Origin of the sequence: Kribbella polygonati (assembly GCF_050320105.1) — a bacterium.
Classification (GTDB): Bacteria; Actinomycetota; Actinomycetes; order Propionibacteriales; family Kribbellaceae; genus Kribbella.
Genome location: NZ_CP190129.1, coordinates 1187886 through 1209461 on the forward strand (window position 1 = coordinate 1187886; position 21576 = coordinate 1209461).

The following is a 21576-nucleotide window of genomic DNA, read 5'->3' on the forward strand; positions in this document are numbered from 1 at the left end:
AGCAGATCGTGCCCGTCACCCAGATCGAGGACCTCCGCCTCGAAGTCTTCCCCGCCACCGCGGACATGGCCGCCGCGGCCGCCGCCGGCACCGCCGCGGTGCTCACCCGGGCCGTCGCCGAGCGCGGCGCCGCCCGGGTCGTGATCGCCACCGGCAACTCGCAGCTCGCGTTCGTCACCGCGCTCGGCGGGTACGACGTCCCGTGGTCGAAGGTCACCGTCTTCCACATGGACGAGTACGTCGGCATCGACGCGAACCACCCGGCGTCGTTCCGGCGCTGGATCCGCGAGCGGATCGCGGAACCGTTCGGCCCGGCGCGGGTCGAGTACATCGACGGCGAGGCGGCCGACGTCGGCGCCGAGTGCGCGCGGTACGAGGCGCTGCTGCGGGCGGCGCCGATCGACCTGACCTGTATGGGGATCGGGGAGAACGGGCACCTCGCGTTCAACGAGCCCGGGCAGGCGGACTTCGACGACCCGCGGTGGGTCAAGCAGATCACGCTGACCCCGGAATCCCTCCAGCAGCAGGTCGGCGAGGGACACTTCCCGGATGTCGAAGCGGTCCCCCCGACGGCGATCTCGCTGACGGTGCCCGCCCTGCTCAGCGCCCGCGAAGTACAGGTGGTCGCTCCCGAGCAGCGGAAGGCGGCCGCCGTCCGCAACACGCTGACCCTGCCGATCGACGCCACCTGCCCGTCGACGATCCTCCGCCGTACCCCGCACGCGAAGCTCTACCTCGACGCCGCCTCTGCCGCCGCCTCCCTCGACCTGCTCCCGGCCTGACCACACGAACGGATATCCACCGGGCTCGCCGGTTCTCCCGCCTTGTCACGGGGGGGAGAACCGGCAACGCGGGGGGTTATCCGTTCGCGTGCTCAGGGGGTGAGGAGCGTGGGGAGGTTGACGGGGCGGTGGGTGGTGAAGGACTGGATCAGGGCGTCGCCCATGGCTACGGCGTACGCCGCTTCTGTACTGGTGGCGAGCAGGCCCAGTTCGACGGACTCCGGGCTCGGGCCGGCGAACAGGTCGTGGCGCATCCGCGGATCGGCGCCGCCGTGGCCGCCCTGTTCGGCGGCGACCTCGACGACGCGGGCCGGGCCGAAGAGCTCGGCGACCCTGATCCGGTCCGAGTCGGGGAGTGCGGCGCCGTCGACCGAGCGACCGTGCAGCAGGTCGATGGATCCGTGCGTACCGGCGACGCTCAGCCGGAAACCCTCCCAGGTGCTGGAGAAGTCGATCGAGTACGTCAGCATCGCCCCGCCCGGGTAGCGCGCGACGGCGCTGTAGGTGTCCTCGATGTCGATCTCGTCGTCGTAGATGTACAGCGGCCGGTCCGCCGGGTACTGGCCTGGGTAGTGCAGGCCGAACAGCCCGGACCGTACGTCGGAGTCGTCGGGGAAGACGCCGGATCCCTGCTGGGCAAGGAAGTACGGGTCCTCGGCCCGGGGCGACCGGTGCGGGCTGGACGCGCCGTAGTAGTTCAGTGCGCCGTACCCGAAGATCTCCGTCGGTGCCTCGCCGATCCACCAGTTCAGCAGGTCGAAGTGGTGGGACGACTTGTGCACCTGCAGGCCGCCGGACAGCTCGCGGCGGCGGTTCCAGCGCAGGAAGTAGCTCGCGCCGTGCCGCAGGTCGACGTGGTAGTCCATCACCACCCGGGTGACCCGGCCGATCGTGCCGGTCTGGATCAGCCGCTTGACCTTGCGGTGCGCGGCGACGTACCGGAAGTTGTGGGTGACCTGCACGCTTCCGCTCGACGCGCGCTCGGCCTCCAGCACCTCGCGGGCCTCGGCGGCGGTCGTGACCATCGGCTTCTCGGTGATCACGTCGATGTCGTGCCGGAGCGCGCCGAGGATGTACCCGGCGTGCGTGTGGTCCGGCGAGGTCACGATCACCGCGTCCGGTACGACGGTCTTCAGCATCTCGTCGTAGTCCGCGAAGTACGGGATCGGCGTTTCGAGCGAGGCGTTGAACTCGGCGACCCGGTCCGCGTCGGTGTCGACGATCGCGACCACCTCGGCGTACTGCGAGAGGTCGTCCTCGTCGGCGCCGTACCCGAAACCCCCCTCGGCGGTGCGGTCGGTGAGGCCGAGGATCGGGAGGACGAAGCTGGCGAGGCCGCGGGCGGACAGACCGCACACGGCGTACCGGCGGATGGCGGGCATCGGGGCTCCTTCAGTCGAGCAGCCGGCAGCAGGCGCTGTCGGCGGCGTACAGGCCAAGACTCTCGAACAGCGTGCGGGCGATCACCCGGTGGCCGCGGCCGCCCGGGTGCGTCGGGTCGGCCATCCACTCCGCCGGCGCCCAGCCGTCGCCGGCCGCGGTCCAGTGCGCGAAGTGGTCGACCAGCAGGACGTCGTGGTCCGCGGCGACGGTGCGGATGGCGTCGGCGTACGCCGGGAGGTGGTCGCCGAGGTTGTACCGGCAGGTGCGCAGTACGGCGGTCGGCGTCTGCGCGACGACGAGCGCGCCGGTGGCCAGGATCATGGTCAGCAAGGTGTCGTAGCGCTCGGCGAACGCCGCGACGCCGTCGGCGCCGGCCTTCGCGTCGTTCGTGCCGACACCGATCACGACCAGGTCGGGCGCGAGGTCGAGCGCGGCCGGGAGGCGGTCGAGGGTGTCCGCGGTGTTCGCGCCGGAGACGGCCCAGCGGACGAACGAGTCGCCGTACCGGGTGAGCTCGTAGCGGACCCGTTCCTCGAGCAGTTGGACGTAGTCGCGCTCGGCGCCGGTCCAGTGCGCGCCCTGGGCGATGCTGTCGCCGATCGTGGACCAGCGGATCGGTTCGTCCGACCGCAGTGCGGCCTCGACTCCGGTGCGGTTAGCCATGGCGACCACGATAGCAACATTCTCTGCTATTGCGACAAACGTTTGCAGTCCGTATCGTCCAGCGCACCCCCTCCGTCGCAGAGGAGTCCGCCCGTGAACGACCCATCCGGAATCACCCGCCGCAGTCTGCTGGCCGGGACGGCGGCGACCGCCTTCCTCGCCGCAGGTACGACGACCCCGGCCCGCGCCGCGGCGTCCGCTCTCACCCTCCCGAACCCACCCGCCGACGGGATCGGCCGCGGGCAGGTCTTCGACAACTCGATCCCGGACCGCTCGGTGTACGCCGGGCTGGTCCAGTTCGTCTGGGGCGCCTCCAGCCTCGCCCAACCGGCCGGCGCGGTGCCGTCGGCATACATGCCGGCGTTCCGCGACTTCGACAAGACGCACACGCTCGCGTGGTACCAGGCCAACCACCCGGACTGGGTGGTGTACACGGCCGACACGGCGGATCGCTCGGCGGTGGCCTGGGAGTTCGGCAACATGACCTACGTCCCGATCGACTTCCAGAACCCGGACGTCCGCACGTTCTACTGGAACTCGTTCGTGCAGCCGAAGATCGACGCCGGCTACCCGATCATTGCCTTCGACAACGTAGCCACCTTCAACGGGTACGGGAACGCCGGTCACTACCACGGCTCCGACTGGGTTCAGCAGTACATCGGACCCGGTCCGGAAGGGCGGGTCGATCCGGCCTGGTCCGCCGCGGTGCTGGACTGGATGTCGTACCTGTCGGGCCGGCTGCACGCGGCCGGCGTCGGGATGGCGGCCAACATCACCTGGAACGGGTCGGTCGTGCTGGCCGACATGCTCGAGGCGGTGAGTCTGGTCGACGTGTACGTCGACGAGCAGGGATTCACCGTGCACCGGCCGGGGAACTACAACGACACCGCCTGGCTGAACAAGTACAACTTCACCCGGCAGATCGCGGCGCAGACGTTGCACTTCGCGATCAACCAGACGACCGAGGACACGCTCGCCACCGCGACCCAGGCGCAAATCGACTGGGCAGTCGCGAACTACCTGCTGTACCGCGAGCAGAAGAGCATGATGACGCTCTGCGGACTCGGCGAGTACCACGTGTGGGTGGACTGCCCGCAGTTGCACACGAACATCGGGCGGCCGTCGGCCTCGCCTGTCGCGGATGCTTCGGGCGCTTACACCCGCGCGTATCAGCGTGGTCTGACGCTGGTGAATCCCTCGTCCACCGCGACCGCGGTGGTCACGCTTCCGTCCGGGACCTTTACCGATCTGCACGGTCGGACGGTCTCCGGGCAACTGTCCCTTGCGCCCAACTCGGGCAGCGTTCTAGCTCAGTGAGAGGAATGTTCATGAGAGTCCGCCGAATGTCTTCGGCCGCGGTGATCGTTGCCGTCGGCCTGGGAATGCTGACAACTACGGCAGGCGCGGCTGAGCCCGACAGCACTGGTGGTGGGTGTGCGCCGGCGGCGTCCGGTGTGCCGCTGCCGGTGACGCGGGATCACGGCGTACTGCAGGCGCAGGTGTTCGATCGGCAGGTGCCGGATCCGTCGGTGTACGCGGGACGGGTCGGGTTCGTCTGGGGCGCGTTGAAGGCGGCGCAGCCCGAGGGTGTGCTGGCCAGTTCGTACGTGACCGCGTTCCGGAACGCGCCGGCGCGGCAGTACACGCCGGAGTGGTTCAAGGCGAACCACCCCGACTGGATCGAGTACACCGCCGATCGGACGACCCCGGCCTGGGAGTTCAACAACCAGGTGTACACGCCGATCGACATCAGCAACCCGGAGGTGCGGCAGTGGTTCACGACGAACCTGATCGACCCCGCGCTGGCCGCCGGGTTCAGGACGATCGCCGTTGACAACATCGGCGTACGGAACGACTTCCACGTCAGCGGGCACTACGACAAGGACGGGAACTGGGTGCAGCAGTTCGGCACCGACCCGAAGGACCCGGCATGGGTCGCGGACGTGCTCGACTGGCTGCGGTACCTGCGTGACTACGCGCACGCGCACGGGGCGTCGGTGGCGTTCAACCTGACGTTCAACGGGTCGCTGCACGACGAGTTCCAGGACAAGTCGCCGGAGTACCTGGCGGCACTGGACCAGATGATCGACATCTCCGACATCTGGCTGAACGAACAGGGCTTCACCGTGCACCGGGCCGAGAACGTCGTCGACGACGAGTGGCAGATCATGTTCGACCTCCTCCGCCGGCACCGCTGCAAGCCGTCGGTCATCATGAACAAGCTCCCCACCGACTACTGGTACCAGGCGACCCCCGAACAGCGCCAGTGGGTCGTCGCCAACTACCTCCTGTACCGCGAGTCTCCCGCCATGCTGGAGTCCACCGGCCGCAAGGACTACGCCGGCTTCAACGAGATCCCCGAGATGTCGGCCGACCTCGGCAAACCCGTCACCCCACCCGTCCACCACGGCCCCACCCTGTGGACCCGCCTCTACCAGTCAGGCCTCACAGTCGTGAACCCCACCTCGTCCACTCCCGCCACCCTCACCCTCCCAGCCGGGACCTGGACCGACCTCCACGGCGTCCAGTACACCGGCACCGTCACTGTCCCCGCCAACACCGGCCTGGTCCTCAAGCACTCCTGAAACCAGAACGCACCGCTCCCGTCTCCGGGAGCGGTGCGTTCTCAGCTGAGGGCTTCTGGGGGGATGCCGGTCGAGCCCCGGATGACCAGGCGGGTTTCCAGTTTGACTGTGGTGGTGGGGGGTTCCTCTTCGTGGAGCTGGTTGAGGAGGAGGTCCACGGCGGCGGAGCCGAGCTCGGCGGCGGGGACGTGGATGGAGGTGAGCATGGGGTGGGTGACCGTGGAGAGCGGGCTGTCGTCGATGCCGATGACGCTGATTTCGCGGCCTACCTGCATGCCGCGTTCGGTGAGGCGGGACATCACGCCGAGGGCGATCAGGTCGTCGTACGCGATGGCGGCGGCTACCTCGGAGGACTGCAGCAGGTCCGCGGCGCGCATGCCGGCCTGGATCTGCGGTTCGAACGGCCCTAGCTCGCGCAGTTCCACGTCGTTGGCGGCGCAGGCCTTGGCCAGTGCGTCGCGGCGTTGCTGGTTGGACCAGGAGCGACGGGGACCGGCCAGGTAGGTGATCCGGCGGTGGCCGAGCGAGACCAGGTGTTCGACGGCCTCCTGCATGCCCTCGTTCTCGTCGATGACGACGCTGCCGGCACCTTCGACCTCGCGGTTCACGAACACGACCGGGAGCTGCTGCGCCAGCCGGGTGAGCTCGGCGGGAGCGGTCCGCGGCGACGCCAGGATCAGCCCGTCCACCTGCCGGCTCAGCCCGCGGGCGAGCTCGAGCTCGTCGGCCACGTGCTCGTCGGTGTCCGCGATCAGGACGGAGTACCGCTTGTCGCGAGCCCTGGCCTGGACCGACTTGATGATCGGCGGGAAGAACGGGTTCGCGATGTCCGGGACGACCAGGCCGACGGTGTCGGTCCGCCCGGACACCAGCGACCGGCCGGCCCGGCTCGGTGCGTAACCGAGCTGCCGGGCGACCCGTTCGATCCGGGCCCGGGTCTCGGCATTCACCTTCTCCGGATCGGTCAGCGCCCGCGACACGGTCGACGTCGACACGTTGCAGGCCGCGGCCACCTCCGCCAGCGTGACAGCCAAGGCAAGCTCCCCACATCGGGTACGGATAGGTCCTGGCATCGTAGCGCAAACGATTGCCGCTGCTCTGCACCCTGATTGTAACCACTTGGAGGAGTTTCCACTGCAAACCGTTGACTCTTGCTGCAAACGTTGGCAGTCTCATCACACCCCGGCCGGTCCGGCCGGGGACCGAAGGGAGATCCCGTGCGCTCCAGAGTGAAACTGACAGCGGTCGTGGCCGGTCTGGCCCTGCTGTCCACCGTGACGGCCTGTTCGGGCGGCGCGAACGCGAACGGCACCGGCGGGAGTGCGAAGACCCCGCCGCTGACCGTCGCGGCGTACTCGCAGCCGACCTTGCAGCCGAACTTCAACCCGTTCTCGGTGAACGCCCTGCGTGGCACCATCGGGCTGATCTACGAGCAGCTGTTCGACTTCAACACCGCGCACGGATCGGAGTTCATGCCGAGCCTGGTGACGAAGTACACCTGGGCGCCGGGTGGAAAGGCGATCGACCTCGCGCTCGACAACCGCGCGAAGTGGTCCGACGGCAGCGCGCTGACCGCCGACGACGTGATCTTCACGTTCGACTACCTGAAGCAGCACGAGCTGCTGGCGCTCCCGGTCGACAAGGTGACCAAGACCGCCGACGGCGTCCACCTCACGTTCACGAAGCCGGCGTACGCCGCGATCCAGGACCTCGGCCGGACCGTGATCGTGCCGAAGAAGGTGTGGACCGGCAAGGACCCGGACACCGACACGAACCTGAAGCCGATGGGCTCCGGCCCGTACGAGCTCGGCCAGGTCACCGGCCAGCAGGCCACGTTCAAGGCGCGCGACGACTACTGGAAGCAGAAGGTCCCGGTCCCGCAGATCACCTACGTGACCACGAGCAACACCAACCTGCTCGCGCAGCAGCTGGTCCGGCACGAGGTCGACCTGGCGTACGCCGGGATCCCGGACGTCAAGACGCAGTACGTGCAGAAGAACGCGGCGCAGAACCACCTCTGGCCGGTCTACGCGAGCATGAAGCCGCTGATGCTGAACCTGAAGCGCAAGCCGTTCGACAACGTGCACGTCCGCAAGGGCATCGCGCTGTCGATCGACCGGCAGGCGGTCACCGACGCGTACAACCCGGGCGTCTACCAGCCGGTCGGCCCGACCGGGCTGTACCAGGGCACCTGGTCGAAGTGGATCGACGCCAAGGACCGCGACCCGGTGAAGCCGGACAAGACGGCCGCGCTGGCGGAGTTCGCGCAGGCGGGCTACAAGGAGCAGGGCGGCAAGCTGATCGGTGCCGACGGCAAGCAGCTTAAGTTCCAGATCCTCACCGTCAGCGCGTTCGCGGACGGGATGGCATACACGCAGGAGCTGGCCTCGCAGCTGACCGCGGTCGGCATCGACGCGACGGTGAACGGCGTACCGTCGGCCGCCTACACCGGTGACGAGGACAAGCGCGACTTCGACGCGATCTACGGCGACGCGTTCACCTTCGGGACGAACCCGTACACGTTCTACAACAAGATGCTGTCGAAGAAGTCGAAGACCAACGTGGTCGGCTGGGACGACCCGGCCACCGAGGCCGCGCTCGGCGCTCTCGCGCAGGCCGCGCCGGACGCGCAGCTGCAGGCGTCGAAGCCGCTGCAGCAGATCATGCTCACCCAGCTCCCGGTGATCCCGGTGTCGGTGAAGGGTACGCCGTACATGTACAACACCGAGCACTGGACCGGCTGGCCGAGCGCCGAGAACCCGTACACGACGCCGGACCCGGGCGCGATCAGCGGTGTGTTCGCGGCCACGATGTTCCTCGCGCTGAAGCCGGCATGACCCGGTTCCTCGGTACGCCGTTCGTGCAGCGGATCGGGTTCTACCTGATCGCGGCCTGGTCCGCCGTCACGATCAACTTCGTCCTGCCGCGGTTGATGCCGGGCGATCCGGCGTCGGCGATCCTGTTCAAGATGTCCGAGCTCGGGCCGGTGTCGGAGCAGCAGGAGGAGTTGGTGCACCGGCTGTTCGGCGGCGCCCGCGGGCAGTCGTGGTGGCACGAGTACGTCGGCTATCTGAACGGGATCCTGCACCTGGACTTCGGGCGGTCGATCTCGTTCTACCCGGCGACCGTGTCGGCGGTGGTGAAGTCCGGGTTCCTGTGGACGTTGCTGCTGGTCGGCAGCGCGACGGTGATCGCGTTCGTGCTCGGCACCGGGCTCGGGATCGTGGCCGGCTGGCGGCCGGGGAAGGCGCTCGACTCGGTCGGCAGCCTGGTGTCGATCTTCCTGCACTCGATGCCGTACTTCTGGGTCGCGCTGATCCTCGCGTACGTGTTCGCGTTCACGCTCGGCTGGTTCCCGCTGTCCGGCGGCGCAGACCTCGGCCTGGTGCCCGGGTTCAGCCCGGACTTCCTGAGCAGCGCGGTCCGGCACGCGCTGTTGCCGGCCGCAACGATCGTGCTGACCTCGGTGAGCGGGTGGATGATCCACATGCGCAACATGATGGCGTCGGTGGTGAACGAGGACTACGTACTGCTCGCGCAGGCGAAGGGCCTGCCAGGGCATCGGGTGGTGTTCTCGTACGCCGCGCGCAACGCCGTACTGCCCAGCATCAGCGGGTTCGCGGTCTCGATCGGGATGGTGGTCGGCGGCTCGTTGCTGACCGAGATGGTGTTCAACTATCCCGGCCTCGGCAGCCTGCTCAACCAGGCGATCGTGAACGTGGACTACCCGTTGATGCAGGGGCTGTTCCTGATCATCTCGCTGACCGTGCTGGCGGCGAACTTCGTGGTCGACTCGCTCTACGTCCTGATCGACCCCCGCACCCGGGAGGTGTCGTGATGGCCCGCGACCGCAAGGTGACCGTCGGACTGGCGATCCTCGGCGTGATGCTGCTGATCGCGATCCTCGGCCCGTACTTCGTCAGCGGTGTGCTCGGCCAGTCGCCGACCAAGCTGCACGCGGGTCCGCCGATGGCGGGTCCGTCCGGGGAGCACTGGCTGGGTACGACGTCGTCCGGCGTGGACGTGTTCGCGCAGTTCATCACCGGTACCCGCGTGTCGGTGTTCGTCGGCCTGGTCGGCGGGACGATCTCGACGTTCCTCGCCGTACTGTTCGGCCTGGTCAGCGGGTACCACAAGGGCAAGACGGGGGCCGCGCTGACCGGGTTCGTGAACATCTTCCTGGTCATCCCGGGGCTCCCGCTGCTGCTCCTGATCGCGAGCTACACCAGGGGCCGCGGCGGCTGGCCGGCGGTCGCGTTGATCATCGGGTTGACCAGTTGGGCCGGTGGTGCGCGGGTCAAGCGGGCGCAGACGTTGTCGCTGCGGAACCGCGACTTCGTGGCGGCCGCGCAGTACTCCGGTGACAAGCAGACGCGGGTGCTGTTCCTGGAGGTCGTCCCGCACCTGGCGCCGGTGATCGCGTCGACGTTCCTGTTCGCGGTGGTCGGGTCGATCGCCGCGGAGGCCGGGCTGGACTTCATCGGCGCCGGCAACACGAACACGGTCAGCTGGGGCACGATGCTCTACTGGGCGCAGTCGCAGGGCGCGTTGCAGACCGGTGCGTGGTGGTGGTTCCTGCCGCCGGGCCTCGGCATCGCGCTGGTCGGTACGGCGGCGGGCCTGGTCAACTTCGGGATCGACGAGCTGTCCGACCCACGGCGCCGTACCCTCCGGACCTCCGCACGGAGACCCAAGAAGCAGCGGAAGGCGGTGACGGCATGACGTTGCTCGAGGTACGAGATCTCGTGGTGGAGTACAGCGAAGAGGTGCGGGCGGTCGACAAGGTGTCGTTCGACGTCGGCCGCGGCGAGATCTTCGGCGTGCTGGGGGAGAGCGGCAGCGGCAAGACCACGCTGATGACCGCGATCACCCGGCTGCAGCGCCCGCCCGCGCGGATCGCCGGCGGCACGGTCACGTACCACCCCGCCGAGGGTAAGCCGGTCGAGCTGGTCGGCTGTACGCCGCGCGAGCTGCGGGAGCTGCGCTGGGAACGGCTGGCCGTCGTGTTCCAGAGCGCGATGAGCTCGCTGAACCCGGTGATGCGGGTCGGCACGCAGTTCGCCGACGCGATCCGCGCGCACCGCCCGATGAAGCGCGCCGCTGCCTGGGACCGGGCCGGGGAACTGCTCGAACTGGTCGGCATCCCGCGCGACCGGGTCCGGAGCTACCCGCACGAGCTGTCCGGCGGGATGCGGCAGCGGGCCGCGATCGCGCTGTCGCTGGCGTGCGAGCCGGACCTGGTGGTGATGGACGAGCCGACGACCGCGGTCGACGTGGTGATGCAACGGCAGATCCTCGACAACCTGAAGGATCTGCAGGCGAGCTTCGGGTTCTCGGTCCTGTTCGTCACGCACGACCTGTCGCTGCTGGTCGAGCTGGCCGACCGGATCATGGTGATGTACGCCGGTCGCGCGGTCGAGATCGCCGCCGCGGCGGACATCTACCGGGACCCGCAACATCCTTATACACAAGGCCTCCGCGACTCGTTCCCGTCGCTGCACGGGCCGCGCCGTGAGTTGCGTGGGATCGGCGGGGCGCCACCCGACCTGCGCCGGTTGCCGACCGGGTGTGCGTTCGAGCCTCGGTGCCCGCAGCGCGTCGACGACTGCAAGGAGACGCTGCCGTTGCTGATCGAGCGCGACCGTACGCAGGCTGCCTGTCTGCTTCTCGACCGTCAGGAGGTGGGCCATGCTGGAGGCCATTGACGTCACCAAGCGGATGGCGTTGCACGGCAGGCGGCACGGGCAGTGGTTCACCGCGGTGGACTCGGCGTCGCTGAAGCTGGAGCCGGGCAAGGTGGTGGCGCTGGTCGGTGAGAGCGGGTCGGGCAAGAGCACGCTGGCCCGGATCCTGACGCTCGGGGACGAGCCGTCCGAGGGCACGATCCGGCTGGCCGGCAAGGAGGTCAGCGGCCGGCGGCGCGCGGACCGGCAGGCGCACTTCGGCCAGGTGCAGCTGATCATGCAGGACCCGTTCGCCTCGCTGAACCAGCTGCACAAGGTCCGCTACATCCTCGGCCGGCCGCTGCGGAACTTCGGCGCGGGCGGCGACCTGGAGGCGCGGATCGTCGAGCTGCTCGAACGGGTGAACCTGACGCCGGGGGAGCAGTACATCGACAAGTACCCGCACGAGCTGTCCGGCGGTCAGCGGCAACGGGTCGCGATCGCTCGCGCGCTGGCCGCGGACCCGGCCGTCCTGATCGGGGACGAGCCGGTGTCGATGCTGGACGTGTCGATCCGGCTCGACGTACTGCGGCTGTTCGCCGACCTGTGCGCGCGGGACGGGCTCGCGATGCTGTACATCACGCACGACATCGCGAGCGCCCGGTACTTCGCGGACGAGATCACCGTGATCTACGCGGCCCGGATGGTCGAGGGCGGCCCGGCGGAGGAGGTCACGCAGCACCCGCGGCACCCGTACACGCAGCTGCTGCTCGAGTCGTCGCCGGACCCGGACCGCGAGGGCGAGCGCGGTAGGTTGCCGATCGTCGACGCTCCTACCGAGCCGGTCGACCGGGAGCAGGAGCTGGCGGGCTGCCCGTTCGCGGCGCGTTGCCCGCACGCGATGCCGGTCTGCACCGAGAAGCCCCCGCCGGTCACCACGCTTGCCAACGGTCATTGGTCGCGTTGCTGGTTAAGTGACAGCTGACGTGAGCGTGACATCGACCGTCGTGCGGTTGAGGTAGTCGGTCCAGGCCTGGGCCAACCGCGTGATGCCTTGAGTCAACGTTGCCGGTGGCAACGCGTACGGCAGCCGGGTGTGGTGGTCGGTGCTGCCGTCCGCGGAGAACACCGCGCCGGGGAGCAGCGCGACGCCGTACCGGAGGGCGATCTGGGCGAAGTGCGTCGCGTCGCCGTACGGGAGGCGGACCCAGAGCGACGCGCCCGCCCGCGGCTCCTCCTGCCAGCTCCAGTCCGGGAGGTGCCGCCCGAGCAGTTCGGTCAACGTCCGTAGTCCGGCGGGCAGCGCCGTACGGCGTTCCGCCTCAGCGGCCGCGCGGTGGTCCAGCAGCCGCCGCGCGACCTCCTGCGCGACCAGCGAGCTGCCGAGGTCGGTGATCCCGCGCACCCGCGCGAACCGAGACACCACCTGCGGTACGGCGCGGATCCAGCCGAGCCGCAGGCCGCCCCAGAACAGCTTGCTCATCGACCCGATCGTGACCAGCCGCTCGTGCGACCCGAGCGCGGGCGGCGCCGGCCGGCCGTCGAACGCCGTACCGGCCAGTGAGGTGTCGTCGACGAGCACCACCTCGTACCGGTCGAGCAGCTTCGCGAGGCGCGCCCGCCGGTCGTCGGACAGGACGACGCCGGTCGGGTTGTGCGCGGCCGCCTGCACGTACACGAGCCGCGGCGACTCGTTCGTCAGCAGCCGCTCCAGCGCCCCCACGTCGAGCCCGTCGGCGTCCATCCGCACGGTCCGCAGCCGGCTCCCGGTCCGCGCGAACGCCTCCAAGGCCCCGCGGTACGTCGGCTGCTCGACGACCACGCCGTCACCCGGCTGCAGGCACCCGCGCGCGACCAGTTCGAGCGCCTGCTGGGCACCGGACGTGATCAGGATGTCCTCGGGCGCGGTCGGCGTACCGGCGTCGCTGTACCAGCGGGCGATCCGCTCACGGAGCGCGGGCAGCCCGCGCAGGTGGTAGCCGTGATGGGTGCTGGTCAGCCGCAGGTAGTCGTCCCGCGTCAGCCCGGCGGCGACGTCGGCGACCAGGTCGAGGCTCGGCAGCGCGGCGGTGGCGAAGTCGATCGTTGCCAACGGCCCGTTCAGGAACTGGCTCGCCGCGTGGTCGCCGGCCGGCCCCGAGACGGTCTCCCGGCCGCGATCGAGCACCACCCGCGTCCCGCTGCCCTGCCGCCGCTCGAGCTGCCCCTTCTCGCGGAGCGCCTGGTACGCCGCGACCACCGTCGTACGGCTGACCGTCAGCGCCGTGGACAGCGCCCGCTCCGGAGGGAGGCCGGCGCCCGGCGGCAGCTCGCCACGCTCGATCAGCTCGGCCAGGCTGTCGCTCAACTGCCGGTACAGCGGCCCGGACCGAGCGCCGGTCCCGACCAGCATGCGCGCGAGCTCGTCCGCTGAGAATTTGCCGTCCTGGCTCACAAACAGAGTCCAATTCCGTCGCTCTGGCTATAGAAGGCATCGGTTTCGAAGTCCAATCTAGGGCCCATGCCTGTGACCTATCAGTTCGAGTACCCCGAGCGGCTCCGCGTGGCCTTCATCGGCGCGGGCGGGCACTCGTACCGCAACGTGTACCCGGCGTTCCAGTACGCGCCGGTGGACCTGGTGGCGGTGTGCGACGTACAGCTGGAGCGGGCCGAGACGTACGCGCGGCAGTTCGGGGCGGGGGCGGCGTACGACGATCACCGGGAGATGTTGTCGGTGGAGCGGCCGGATGCGGTGTTCATCGTGACGTCGTACACGGACACGGGGGATGTGCAGGCGACGGCGCTGGCGGAGGACTGTGTGCGGGCCGGGGCGCATGTGTGGATGGAGAAGCCGACCGCGGCCGGGATCGCGCAACTGGACCGGCTGGAGGCGGCCGCCGCGGGGACGGGCCGGACGGTGATGACCGGGTTGAAGAAGATCTTCACGCCCGCGGCCGAGAAGGTGAAGGCGATCATCGGTACGCCGGAGTTCGGGGCGGTGTCCTCGATCGCGGTGCGGTACCCGCAGGCGCTGCCGGCGCCGGAGGACCGGTCCGACGACGTACGGATGATCGGGTTCCTGGACCACATCTTCCATCCCGCGGCGGTGCTCACGTATCTGATGGGGCCGGTACGGCGGCTGAGCTACGAGTGGGAGCCGCGGACCGGGGCGAGTGTGTCGAGCCTGCTGTTCGAGTCCGGCGCGGTGGGGACGCTGCACCTCGCGGCCGGGGCGGCGAACGGGGCGCCGCTGGAGCGGGTCGAGGTGATCGGGGAAGGCGCGAACGTCGTGGTGGAGAACGGCGTACGGATCACGTACTACCGGCGTGGAGCCGAGCTCGGGTACGGGCGTTCGTCGTCGTTCGTGACGGACGACGCGGTGGCGCCGCTGCGTTGGGAGCCGGAGTTCTCGCTGGGGCAGCTATACAACAAGAACTTGTTCTACCTCGGGTATGTGCCCGAGATCGTGCACTTCTGCGAGAGCGTGCTGGCGGGGAAGCCGGTGCAGAAGGGAACGCTCGGCGAGGTGCGGGAGATCCTCAAGCTGTACGAGCTGTACCGCCGGCTGCCCGCCGGTAAGTCCGCGACGATGGGGAGTTGACCATGGGAGAGAAGAGCCGGGTGACGGCTGCCGCGGCGGTGACGGTGGAGGAGCAGCCGTGGGGGCGGCTGGAGTGGATGGTCTCCGCTGCGCTGGGCAACTCGGGCACGATGACGGTCGGCCGGTGCTACATCCGGCCGGGGGAGCAGAACCCACGCCACTACCACCCGAACTGCTACGAAGTGCTGCATGTGCTGCAGGGCACGATCGAGCACACGGTCGGCGACGACAGGGTCGCTATGGGTCCCGGCGACACGATCAGCATCCCGACCGGCGCCGTCCACAACGCCCGCAACGTAGGTCTGGACGAGGCGATCTTCGTGATCTGCTTCTCCACCCCCAACCGCGAAACGGTGGGTGAGTGAGACGCTTAGCTGCTGTAGTCGGGCACCTGGATCTCCGCGCCGCCGCGTAGCGCGGACTGGTGCGCGCAGATCCCGGGCGCGGTCCACGTCGCCGCCGTCCGGGCGTCGACCCGCGGCCTGCGGTGCTCGACGATGCTGGACACGAACTCGTGGACCAGGTGCGGATGCGACCCGCCGTGCCCGCCGTTCGTGAACCTCCTGATTGCCTCGGGCAACAAATCCGGCGCACCGGTCGGCTCGACGTCGGCCACGCTCACCTCGCGGCCACGCCGTACCTCGGTCAGCGGCGCCATCCGGAACTCCTTCAGCGGTCCGCCCTCGAGCTGCGGCCACTCCAGTGCGCCTTGGTCGCCGTACACCGAGAATCCCTCGAGGTAGCTGCGCCCGAGCTGGAAGAACGACATCGTCACGTTGGCCACCAGGGCGTCGTCCCCGGCCAGCTTGAAGAGCGCTGCCTCGGTGCCGAACCCGTCGCCCGCTGCTCCGATGTGTTCCGGTGTGAGTTGGCTGGAGCCGAGGCACCGCACGGATTCCACTCGGGTGCCGGCGAGTGCGAGTGCGGGGGAGAGGGCGTGCGTGACGTAGTGCATCGGCGGGTAGCCGCGCCAGTACTCCGGGAAACCGTCCAGGTTCTGCAGGTGGTCGCCCTTGAAGTAGCTCAGCCGGCCGAGTACGCCGTCGTCCAGGAGCTGCTTGGCGTGGAAGAACTCGCGCGAGTACACCGCGGTCTCCATCATCATGTAGTTGCGCCCGGCCTCGTCCTGCGCCGCGATCAGCGCGTCCAGGTCGTCCAGAGTCGTCGCCATCGGTACGGCGGACGCGCAGTGCCGGCCGGACCGCAGTACCTGCTGGACCTGCCCGGCGTGGAACCGGACCGGCGTCAGCAGATGTACGGCGTCCCATCCGTCCGCGGCGAGCGCCTCCTCGAGCGACGCGAACCGGTCCGCGATCCCGAGCCGGTCCGCGACGGCCGCCGTACGGGCCGGATCCGCGTCCAGCACCGCGACCCGGCCGACGTCCGGATGCGCCTGGTAGATCGGTGCGAAGTCGGCCCCGAACCCCAGCCCGGCCACGATCACGTCGATGCTCATGCGCCAACTCTGCCGGGTCGCGGCGCCGGCTGCTACCGGGTGAGTGCCGTGCGGAGCTGGCGGCGGGACGTGATGCCCAGCTTGGAGAACGTCTTGCGGAGGTGCCATTCGACGGTGCGGGGGCTGATGAACAGCTGCGCGGCGATCTCCGGGTTGGTGAGGCCGTCGCGGGCCAGGCCGGCGATCTGCGCTTCCTGGGAGGTCAGGTCGTTGGTGGTCTCGGCGGTCCGTTTGCGGACCGTTTCGCCGGTGGCGAGGAGTTCGTGGCGGGCGCGGTCGGCGAACGCGACGGTGCCCATCGCGGAGAGTTGCTCGTGGGCGGTGCGGAGGTGCTCGCGGGCGTCCTGCCGGCGGCCTTCGCGGCGGAGCCATTCGCCGTACAGGAGTTCGGCGCGGGCCGTTTCGAGGCGGAGCGCCGTACGGCCGAGATGGTCGATGGAGGCGCGGTACGCCGCCTCGTCGTTGGTCAGGAGCGCTTGGGCGCGGGCGTGCATGCCGCGGGACCAGTCGGTCGGGACGGCGGCGACGCGGTCGGTGAGCCAGGTGAGCGTGGTCTCGACGAGCTTCCGGTCGCCGGTGCGCGAGGCGGCTTCGGCGAGCTCGCCGACCGCGAGGGCGCCGTACGCGACCGGGTCCTGTTCGAAGACCTGGAGGGCGGCGTCGCGGGCGGTCTCGTAGCGGCCGAGGCCGTTGTTGAGCAGGGCGCTGGTGTACGTCGCGATCGCGGTCATCCGGCCTTGTTCCTGGGCGCGGGCTTCGCGGATCATCGCGTCGATGAGCGGCTGGGCGGCGGACTCGTCACCGCGCAGAGCCGCGAGCTGCATGGCGCCGATGCCCAGTACCCGGTTGCCGGAGGCCTTCGCGAGCCGGCGTTCCTCGTCGACGTACGCCGCGGTCGCGGTCAGGTCGCCGGTCATCGAGACGACGTTCGCGCGGAAGTTGAGCGCCCATTGGAGCTGGACGAGGGCGCCACTGTCGCGGGCGACCCGGTCGTGACGGGCGGCGAGCTCGAGCGCGGTGTCGAGGTCCCAGAGGTCGATCGCGACGATCCCACTCGCCCGATTGCCGGCCAGCCACAGCCACCCGTCGTCGGCGTCCCCTTCGCGGGCCTGATCGAGCGCCTCCCTGAGCTGCGCCGCGGCCGCCGTATACCCCTGCGTAAACCGCACCGCCAACGCCTGCAACAACACATCCCCGCCCCCACTCAGGACGGGTTCGCCGGCTCCTTGACCACCCTCACCCCCGCCGGCGCGCAGGGCGGGTTCGCCGGTTCGTTGACCACCCTCACCCCCGCCGTTGTGCGGGGTGGGGGCTGCGGTGGCGGTTTCGGTGAGGATGCCGGGGGTTTCGGGGCCGCTGGCCCAGATGGCCGCCGACATCGCTTCGAGGTATGCGACGCGTGCCTGGTCGTGATCGTGCGGCTCGAGTTGCCGGGCGGCTTCGACGAGCGTACGGGCGGCCTCGACCGCATGCCCACGGTCGAAGGCGATCTGCCCGCGCAGGCGGGTGATCTCCGCCTCCCGGACCGGGTTCGCGGGACCGGCGGCGGCTCCGGCGAGGAGGTCGAGGGCGGAGTCGAGCGCACCGGCGCTGCGCTTCGCGGCCGCGGCGGCCAGCACACGATCGGCCCGCCGCCCCGGGTCGATCGTCAGCGCCGCCGCGCGCTCCAGAAAGATGCCGGCAGCAAAGAACCCACCACGAGCCCGCGCCCGGTCCGCAGACCGTTCGAGCTCCGCGGCGACATCCTCGTCAGGTGTCACCGCCGCCTGCGCCCGATGCCAGGCCCGCCGGTCCGGGTCGGCCTCCGGGTCCGTCACCGCCGCCAGCGCCCGGTGTACGGCGAGCCGCTGCTGCGGAGTGGCCGTCCGGTACGCCGCCGACCGCACCAACGGATGCCGAAACCGAATCTGCTGATCGAACTCGATCAACCCCGACTCAACAGCCCCAGCCGCCGCCCCCACGACAACCCCGAACTCCCCGTCCCCACCCGAACCGCCTGCGCCAACCTGCCCGCCGGCGCCCGTGCCCAGGCCGAGTTGTTCCGCGGCGCGCCACAGGAGCGTCGGATCGCCGAGGGGTTCGGCAGCGGCGGTCAGCAGGAGGAGACGGGTCTCGGTCGGCAGAGCCTCGAGCCGGCGGGCGAAGGCGTCCTCGATGCGGCCCGCGAGCGTACCGGTCATCCGTCCGTCGGCCAGCTCGGCAGCGGTCCAGGCACGCGGGAGTTCGAGCAGCGCGAGCGGATTTCCGCGGGTCTCGGCGACGATCCGGTCGCGGACCCGCGGGTCGATCGGCCCGGGGAGCACCGACTCGAGCAGCGCCCGCGCGTCGGCGTCGTCCAGCCCACGGATCGCCAGCTCCGGCAGCCCCCCGAACTCGTGCGCGATCCCGTCCCGCACCGCGAACACCATCGCCACCGACTCGGCCCCGAGCCGCCGCGCCACGAACGCCAGGATCCGCGCCGACATCAGATCCAGCCACTGAGCGTCATCAACCACGCACACCACCGGCTGGTCACCGGAGGCCAGCAGGTTGAGCACCGCCAGCCCGATCAGGAACCGATCCGGCGTAGGCCCACTCCGCAGCCCGAACGCCGTACCGAGTGCGTCACGCTGCGGCTCCGGCAGCCGCTCGAGGCTCTCCAGGAACGGCAGGCACAGCTGGTGCAACCCGGCGTACGCGAGCTCCATCTCGGACTCGATCCCCGCCGTCCGCGCGACCCGGCACCCGTCGGCCCCGGCGACCAACGCCTCCAGCAGCACCGACTTCCCAACCCCGGCCTCGCCGGTCAGCACGAGCACCTGACTACGCCCAGCCTTGGCCTCACCAACAAGCGCAACCAGCGCCGCAATTTCCTGCCGCCGCCCACGAAGCTCATTCCCCACCACACCCGCCAGCCTAGACGGTCAAAGCGACGCGCCTGCGCAGATGGTCAGGTGCTGGCCGGTGAGCATGGCGGCGTCGGGGGAGAGGAGGTAGGCCGTCAGGGCGGCGATCTCGTCCGGGCGGATGAGGCGGCCGAGGGGTGGGGTGATCGGGGGTGTTGCGGCGCGGGCGGGGTCGGTGAGCATGGCGGTGTCGGTGGGGCCGGGCTCGACGACGTTCGCGGTGATGCGGCGTGGCGCGAGTTCGGCCGCCCAGGAGCGGGCGAGGGCCCGGAGGGCGGCCTTGGTCGCGGCGTACTGGCTCTTGCCGGCGACCCCGGTCGCGGTCCGGCTGCCGATCAGCACGATCCGGCCACCGTCGATCAGGCGGTCGACGAGACCAGCGGCCAGTCGTACGGCGGCGTCGACATGTACGGCGTACATCCGGGCGCCGTCGTCCGGATCGAGGTCTCCCAGCCGCCCGCTCACCTGGAACCCGGCCGCGTGCACCAGCGCGTCCACCGCGGCGACCGGCGGGAGCTCGAAGCTGCCGGCTAGGTCACACGGATACCAGGTGATCGGCAGCTCGGGCTCGGTGCGCGACAGCCCGACGACGTGCCAGCCGTCGGACTGCAGACGATCCGCGATCGCGTGACCGATGCCCGAGCTGACACCGGTCACCACCGCGGTGCGCTCAGTAGGCATCGGCCGGAAGGTGCAGGTAGCGGATCGCCCGGCGATGGTGTGTGAACGCGACATGCAACGACCCGTTGCCGTCGACAACCATCGACGGATAGCTCAGCTCCCGGTTCAGCCCGTCGCGGGAGTTGTTCGACAACGCGTACCCGTCGCCGTCGGCGAGCACCCGGCGCACTGGCCAGGTCAGCCCGTCGTCGGCCGAGATCGCCAGGGTCAGCGGTGCCCGCGGTGCGCCCCAGAAGGCGGTCCGTTCCGCGCCGTCCCGGACGTCCCGTACGGCGGGTTCGGCGCCCTCGACCACTCCGGCGTCGTCGATCTCGTCGTACAGCGACACCCGTCTGGAGCTGGCATCCAGGCGGCTGCTGTCGTTGAAGACCATCGCGGTCCGGCCGTCCGGAAGCGTGATCGCCTGGATCGACGAGTTGTTGTTCGGCAGTACGGTCGGCCGCGGCGGCGCCCAGTGCACGCCGTCGGCCGATGTACTGCGGTAGATGTGGTCGGCCCAGCGGCTCCGGAAGTACGCCGTACGACCGGCGAGGACGTTCATGTGCACGCAGCCCGTGGAGTCGGGGACAGGCGACTCGGTCCAGGTCTGCCCGGAGTCGTCGGAGTACCAGACGCTGCTGGTGTCGCGGTCTCCGGCCCACTTCCGGCCATCGATCCGCACGCACGCGAACGTTGGCAACACCCACCGTCCGGTCGGCAGTACGACGATCGGCTGGCGGATGAAGATCCCGCCGGTCGTGGAACTCAGCAGGTCCCGCACCGGACCCCAGGTCTCCCCGTTGTCGGCCGAGATCCGCGCCCGTACGACGGCCGTGTCCTGGTCGCCGGCGTGCTGCGCGGTGTAGAGCAGCCACAGCTCACCGGTCGGCGCCGCGAACAGCAGCGGGTTCTGCTCCGAGCGGGTGTCGTCGTCGCTCAACCGCACCGGCTTGCTCCAGGCACCGCCCGGCGCGAGCCGAGAGAACCACACGCTGATGTCGGCGACACCCTCCTGGGTACCGCCGAACCACACGCACCCGAGGTCCCCGCCAGGGAGAACGGTGAGCTGGGCCGCGTGCGACTGCACGGTCTCCGTCGGCAGGTACGCCTCGCCGAGACCGTCCTCGCGCGGCCGCACCACGCCGTCCGTGTCGATCACTGCGCGACTCGCAGGTGTTCGGCGGCTGCCTGCTCGAGGTGCACCAGATCCGACGACACGGTCGCGAACGTGAACCCCTCGCCCAGCCGCTGCGCCGCGACCGAGCCGTGCGGCGTGTGGATGCCCGCGGCAACGTTCGCCGCCTTCGCCGCGGTCCGGACCCGCTCCAGCGCCGCCTCGAACACGTCCTGTACGGCGGGGTCGCCCGGGAACGCGCCGCCGACCGCGAGACACAGGTCCGACGGGCCGACGTACACGCCGGTCAGACCGGGCACCGCGCAGATCGCCTCGACGTTCTCAAGGCCTTCCGGCGTCTCGATCATCGCCAGCACCGACACCGCCGCGTTCGCCTCGGCCGGCTTCGGCCCGATCCGCAGCCCCGAACGCATCGGCCCGTACGATCGGACGCCGCTCGGCGGGTACGTCGCCGCCGCGACCGCCCGGGCCGCGTCGCCGGCGGTGTTGACGAGCGGGACGATGACCCCGGCCGCGCCCGCGTCCAGCGCCTGCCCGATGTGGAACGGCTCGTTCGCGCCGACCCGGACCAGGCCGACCGAGTCACCGCCCGCGTCGATCGCGGTCAGCCCGCGCAGGATCCCGGCGTACTCGATCAGGCCGTGCTGGGCGTCGATGCAGACGTAGTCGTAGCCGAGCCGGGCGATCCGCTCGGTGGAGACGGGGGAGTCGAGCACCACCCAGTAGCCGAGGGCGCGCTCGCGGCGGCGGAGCTTGTCGGTGAAGGCAGAGGCAGACAAAGGGT

19 protein-coding genes are annotated in these 21576 nt (G+C 70.1%); 10 read left to right on the top strand and 9 right to left on the bottom strand.

Features of this window, described 5'->3' with window-relative positions; all coding sequences use genetic code 11:
• The first annotated feature begins 8 nt into the window (after nucleotides 1–8).
• Nucleotides 9–782, top strand: a complete 774-nt coding sequence (locus tag ACQHIV_RS05615; protein ID WP_427892344.1) for a 6-phosphogluconolactonase — start codon at nucleotides 9–11, stop codon at nucleotides 780–782.
• A 92-nt stretch (nucleotides 783–874) separates the two neighbouring features.
• On the opposite strand, the gene ACQHIV_RS05620 is transcribed toward ACQHIV_RS05615, so the two are convergent.
• Nucleotides 875–2164, bottom strand: a complete 1290-nt coding sequence (locus ACQHIV_RS05620; RefSeq protein WP_427892346.1) for a Gfo/Idh/MocA family protein — start codon at nucleotides 2162–2164, stop codon at nucleotides 875–877.
• 10 nt (nucleotides 2165–2174) lie between these two features.
• Nucleotides 2175–2828, bottom strand: coding sequence for an SGNH/GDSL hydrolase family protein (locus ACQHIV_RS05625; protein ID WP_427892348.1), 654 nt, complete (start codon nucleotides 2826–2828; stop codon nucleotides 2175–2177).
• Between the two features lie 93 nt (nucleotides 2829–2921).
• Between ACQHIV_RS05625 and ACQHIV_RS05630 the strand changes: the two genes are divergently transcribed.
• Together ACQHIV_RS05630 and ACQHIV_RS05635 are read left to right on the top strand one after the other, a co-directional pair.
• Complete coding sequence (locus ACQHIV_RS05630) at nucleotides 2922–4145, top strand: hypothetical protein (protein ID WP_427892350.1); 1224 nt, start codon at nucleotides 2922–2924, stop codon at nucleotides 4143–4145.
• Between the two features lie 26 nt (nucleotides 4146–4171).
• Nucleotides 4172–5413, top strand: coding sequence for a putative glycoside hydrolase (locus ACQHIV_RS05635; RefSeq protein WP_427892352.1), 1242 nt, complete (start codon nucleotides 4172–4174; stop codon nucleotides 5411–5413).
• Between the two features lie 41 nt (nucleotides 5414–5454).
• On the opposite strand, the gene ACQHIV_RS05640 is transcribed toward ACQHIV_RS05635, so the two are convergent.
• On the bottom strand, nucleotides 5455–6447 hold the full coding sequence (locus tag ACQHIV_RS05640; RefSeq protein WP_427892354.1) for a LacI family DNA-binding transcriptional regulator: 993 nt from the start codon (nucleotides 6445–6447) through the stop codon (nucleotides 5455–5457).
• Nucleotides 6448–6630: 183 nt separating this feature from the next.
• Here ACQHIV_RS05640 and ACQHIV_RS05645 point away from each other — a divergent pair, with 183 nt between their 5' ends.
• From ACQHIV_RS05645 to ACQHIV_RS05665, 5 genes are read left to right on the top strand one after another with little or no spacing between them, the layout of a single operon-like run.
• Nucleotides 6631–8250 carry an ABC transporter substrate-binding protein gene (locus ACQHIV_RS05645; RefSeq protein WP_427892356.1) on the top strand — a complete coding sequence of 540 codons (1620 nt, stop codon included), beginning with the start codon at nucleotides 6631–6633 and terminating at the stop codon, nucleotides 8248–8250.
• Nucleotides 8247–9251 (top strand): ABC transporter permease, encoded by a 1005-nt coding sequence (locus ACQHIV_RS05650; RefSeq protein ID WP_427892358.1) that lies wholly within the window; start codon nucleotides 8247–8249, stop codon nucleotides 9249–9251. Before ACQHIV_RS05645 ends, ACQHIV_RS05650 begins: the two co-directional genes overlap by 4 nt.
• Nucleotides 9251–10135 (top strand): ABC transporter permease, encoded by an 885-nt coding sequence (locus tag ACQHIV_RS05655; RefSeq protein ID WP_427892360.1) that lies wholly within the window; start codon nucleotides 9251–9253, stop codon nucleotides 10133–10135. The genes ACQHIV_RS05650 and ACQHIV_RS05655 overlap by 1 nt, the downstream gene beginning before the upstream one ends.
• On the top strand, nucleotides 10132–11118 hold the full coding sequence (locus ACQHIV_RS05660; protein WP_427892362.1) for an ABC transporter ATP-binding protein: 987 nt from the start codon (nucleotides 10132–10134) through the stop codon (nucleotides 11116–11118). The genes ACQHIV_RS05655 and ACQHIV_RS05660 overlap by 4 nt, the downstream gene beginning before the upstream one ends.
• On the top strand, nucleotides 11102–12061 hold the full coding sequence (locus tag ACQHIV_RS05665) for an ABC transporter ATP-binding protein (protein WP_427892364.1): 960 nt from the start codon (nucleotides 11102–11104) through the stop codon (nucleotides 12059–12061). The genes ACQHIV_RS05660 and ACQHIV_RS05665 overlap by 17 nt, the downstream gene beginning before the upstream one ends.
• Here ACQHIV_RS05665 and ACQHIV_RS05670 read toward each other — a convergent pair.
• Nucleotides 12047–13468, bottom strand: coding sequence for a PLP-dependent aminotransferase family protein (locus ACQHIV_RS05670; RefSeq protein ID WP_427892366.1), 1422 nt, complete (start codon nucleotides 13466–13468; stop codon nucleotides 12047–12049). The genes ACQHIV_RS05665 and ACQHIV_RS05670 overlap by 15 nt on opposite strands.
• A gap of 108 nt (nucleotides 13469–13576) precedes the next feature.
• On the opposite strand from ACQHIV_RS05670, the gene ACQHIV_RS05675 reads away from it, so the two are divergent.
• A complete protein-coding gene (locus ACQHIV_RS05675) occupies nucleotides 13577–14656 on the top strand; it encodes a Gfo/Idh/MocA family protein (protein ID WP_427892368.1) in 1080 nt (359 codons plus the stop codon).
• 2 nt (nucleotides 14657–14658) lie between these two features.
• On the top strand, nucleotides 14659–15021 hold the full coding sequence (locus tag ACQHIV_RS05680; RefSeq protein WP_427892370.1) for a cupin domain-containing protein: 363 nt from the start codon (nucleotides 14659–14661) through the stop codon (nucleotides 15019–15021).
• Between the two features lie 5 nt (nucleotides 15022–15026).
• On the opposite strand, the gene ACQHIV_RS05685 is transcribed toward ACQHIV_RS05680, so the two are convergent.
• From ACQHIV_RS05685 to ACQHIV_RS05705, 5 genes are read right to left on the bottom strand one after another with little or no spacing between them, the layout of a single operon-like run.
• Nucleotides 15027–16112: a Gfo/Idh/MocA family protein gene (locus ACQHIV_RS05685; RefSeq protein ID WP_427892372.1), complete on the bottom strand. Its 1086-nt coding sequence runs from the start codon at nucleotides 16110–16112 to the stop codon at nucleotides 15027–15029.
• Between the two features lie 32 nt (nucleotides 16113–16144).
• Complete coding sequence (locus ACQHIV_RS05690; RefSeq protein ID WP_427892374.1) at nucleotides 16145–18997, bottom strand: AAA family ATPase; 2853 nt, start codon at nucleotides 18995–18997, stop codon at nucleotides 16145–16147.
• An 18-nt stretch (nucleotides 18998–19015) separates the two neighbouring features.
• Nucleotides 19016–19678: an SDR family NAD(P)-dependent oxidoreductase gene (locus ACQHIV_RS05695; protein ID WP_427892376.1), complete on the bottom strand. Its 663-nt coding sequence runs from the start codon at nucleotides 19676–19678 to the stop codon at nucleotides 19016–19018.
• Nucleotides 19668–20816 carry a sialidase family protein gene (locus tag ACQHIV_RS05700; RefSeq protein ID WP_427892378.1) on the bottom strand — a complete coding sequence of 383 codons (1149 nt, stop codon included), beginning with the start codon at nucleotides 20814–20816 and terminating at the stop codon, nucleotides 19668–19670. Before ACQHIV_RS05700 ends, ACQHIV_RS05695 begins: the two co-directional genes overlap by 11 nt.
• Nucleotides 20813–21571 (bottom strand): HpcH/HpaI aldolase family protein, encoded by a 759-nt coding sequence (locus tag ACQHIV_RS05705; RefSeq protein ID WP_427892380.1) that lies wholly within the window; start codon nucleotides 21569–21571, stop codon nucleotides 20813–20815. Before ACQHIV_RS05705 ends, ACQHIV_RS05700 begins: the two co-directional genes overlap by 4 nt.
• Nucleotides 21572–21576: the final 5 nt, after the last annotated feature.

Excerpts from the sequence above, each read along its gene's own strand:
- ACQHIV_RS05620 (WP_427892346.1), bottom strand. The coding sequence starts at position 2,164 with ATGCCCGCCATCCGCCGGTACGCCGTGTGCGGTCTGTCCGCCCGCGGC.
- ACQHIV_RS05625 (WP_427892348.1), bottom strand. The coding sequence starts at position 2,828 with ATGGCTAACCGCACCGGAGTCGAGGCCGCACTGCGGTCGGACGAACCG.
- ACQHIV_RS05635 (WP_427892352.1), top strand. The coding sequence starts at position 4,172 with ATGTCTTCGGCCGCGGTGATCGTTGCCGTCGGCCTGGGAATGCTGACA.
- ACQHIV_RS05650 (WP_427892358.1), top strand. The coding sequence starts at position 8,247 with ATGACCCGGTTCCTCGGTACGCCGTTCGTGCAGCGGATCGGGTTCTAC.
- ACQHIV_RS05655 (WP_427892360.1), top strand. The coding sequence starts at position 9,251 with ATGGCCCGCGACCGCAAGGTGACCGTCGGACTGGCGATCCTCGGCGTG.
- ACQHIV_RS05660 (WP_427892362.1), top strand. The coding sequence starts at position 10,132 with ATGACGTTGCTCGAGGTACGAGATCTCGTGGTGGAGTACAGCGAAGAG.
- ACQHIV_RS05665 (WP_427892364.1), top strand. The coding sequence starts at position 11,102 with ATGCTGGAGGCCATTGACGTCACCAAGCGGATGGCGTTGCACGGCAGG.
- ACQHIV_RS05670 (WP_427892366.1), bottom strand. The coding sequence starts at position 13,468 with ATGCTGGTCGGGACCGGCGCTCGGTCCGGGCCGCTGTACCGGCAGTTG.
- ACQHIV_RS05675 (WP_427892368.1), top strand. The coding sequence starts at position 13,577 with ATGCCTGTGACCTATCAGTTCGAGTACCCCGAGCGGCTCCGCGTGGCC.
- ACQHIV_RS05680 (WP_427892370.1), top strand. The coding sequence starts at position 14,659 with ATGGGAGAGAAGAGCCGGGTGACGGCTGCCGCGGCGGTGACGGTGGAG.
- ACQHIV_RS05685 (WP_427892372.1), bottom strand. The coding sequence starts at position 16,112 with ATGAGCATCGACGTGATCGTGGCCGGGCTGGGGTTCGGGGCCGACTTC.
- ACQHIV_RS05695 (WP_427892376.1), bottom strand. The coding sequence starts at position 19,678 with ATGCCTACTGAGCGCACCGCGGTGGTGACCGGTGTCAGCTCGGGCATC.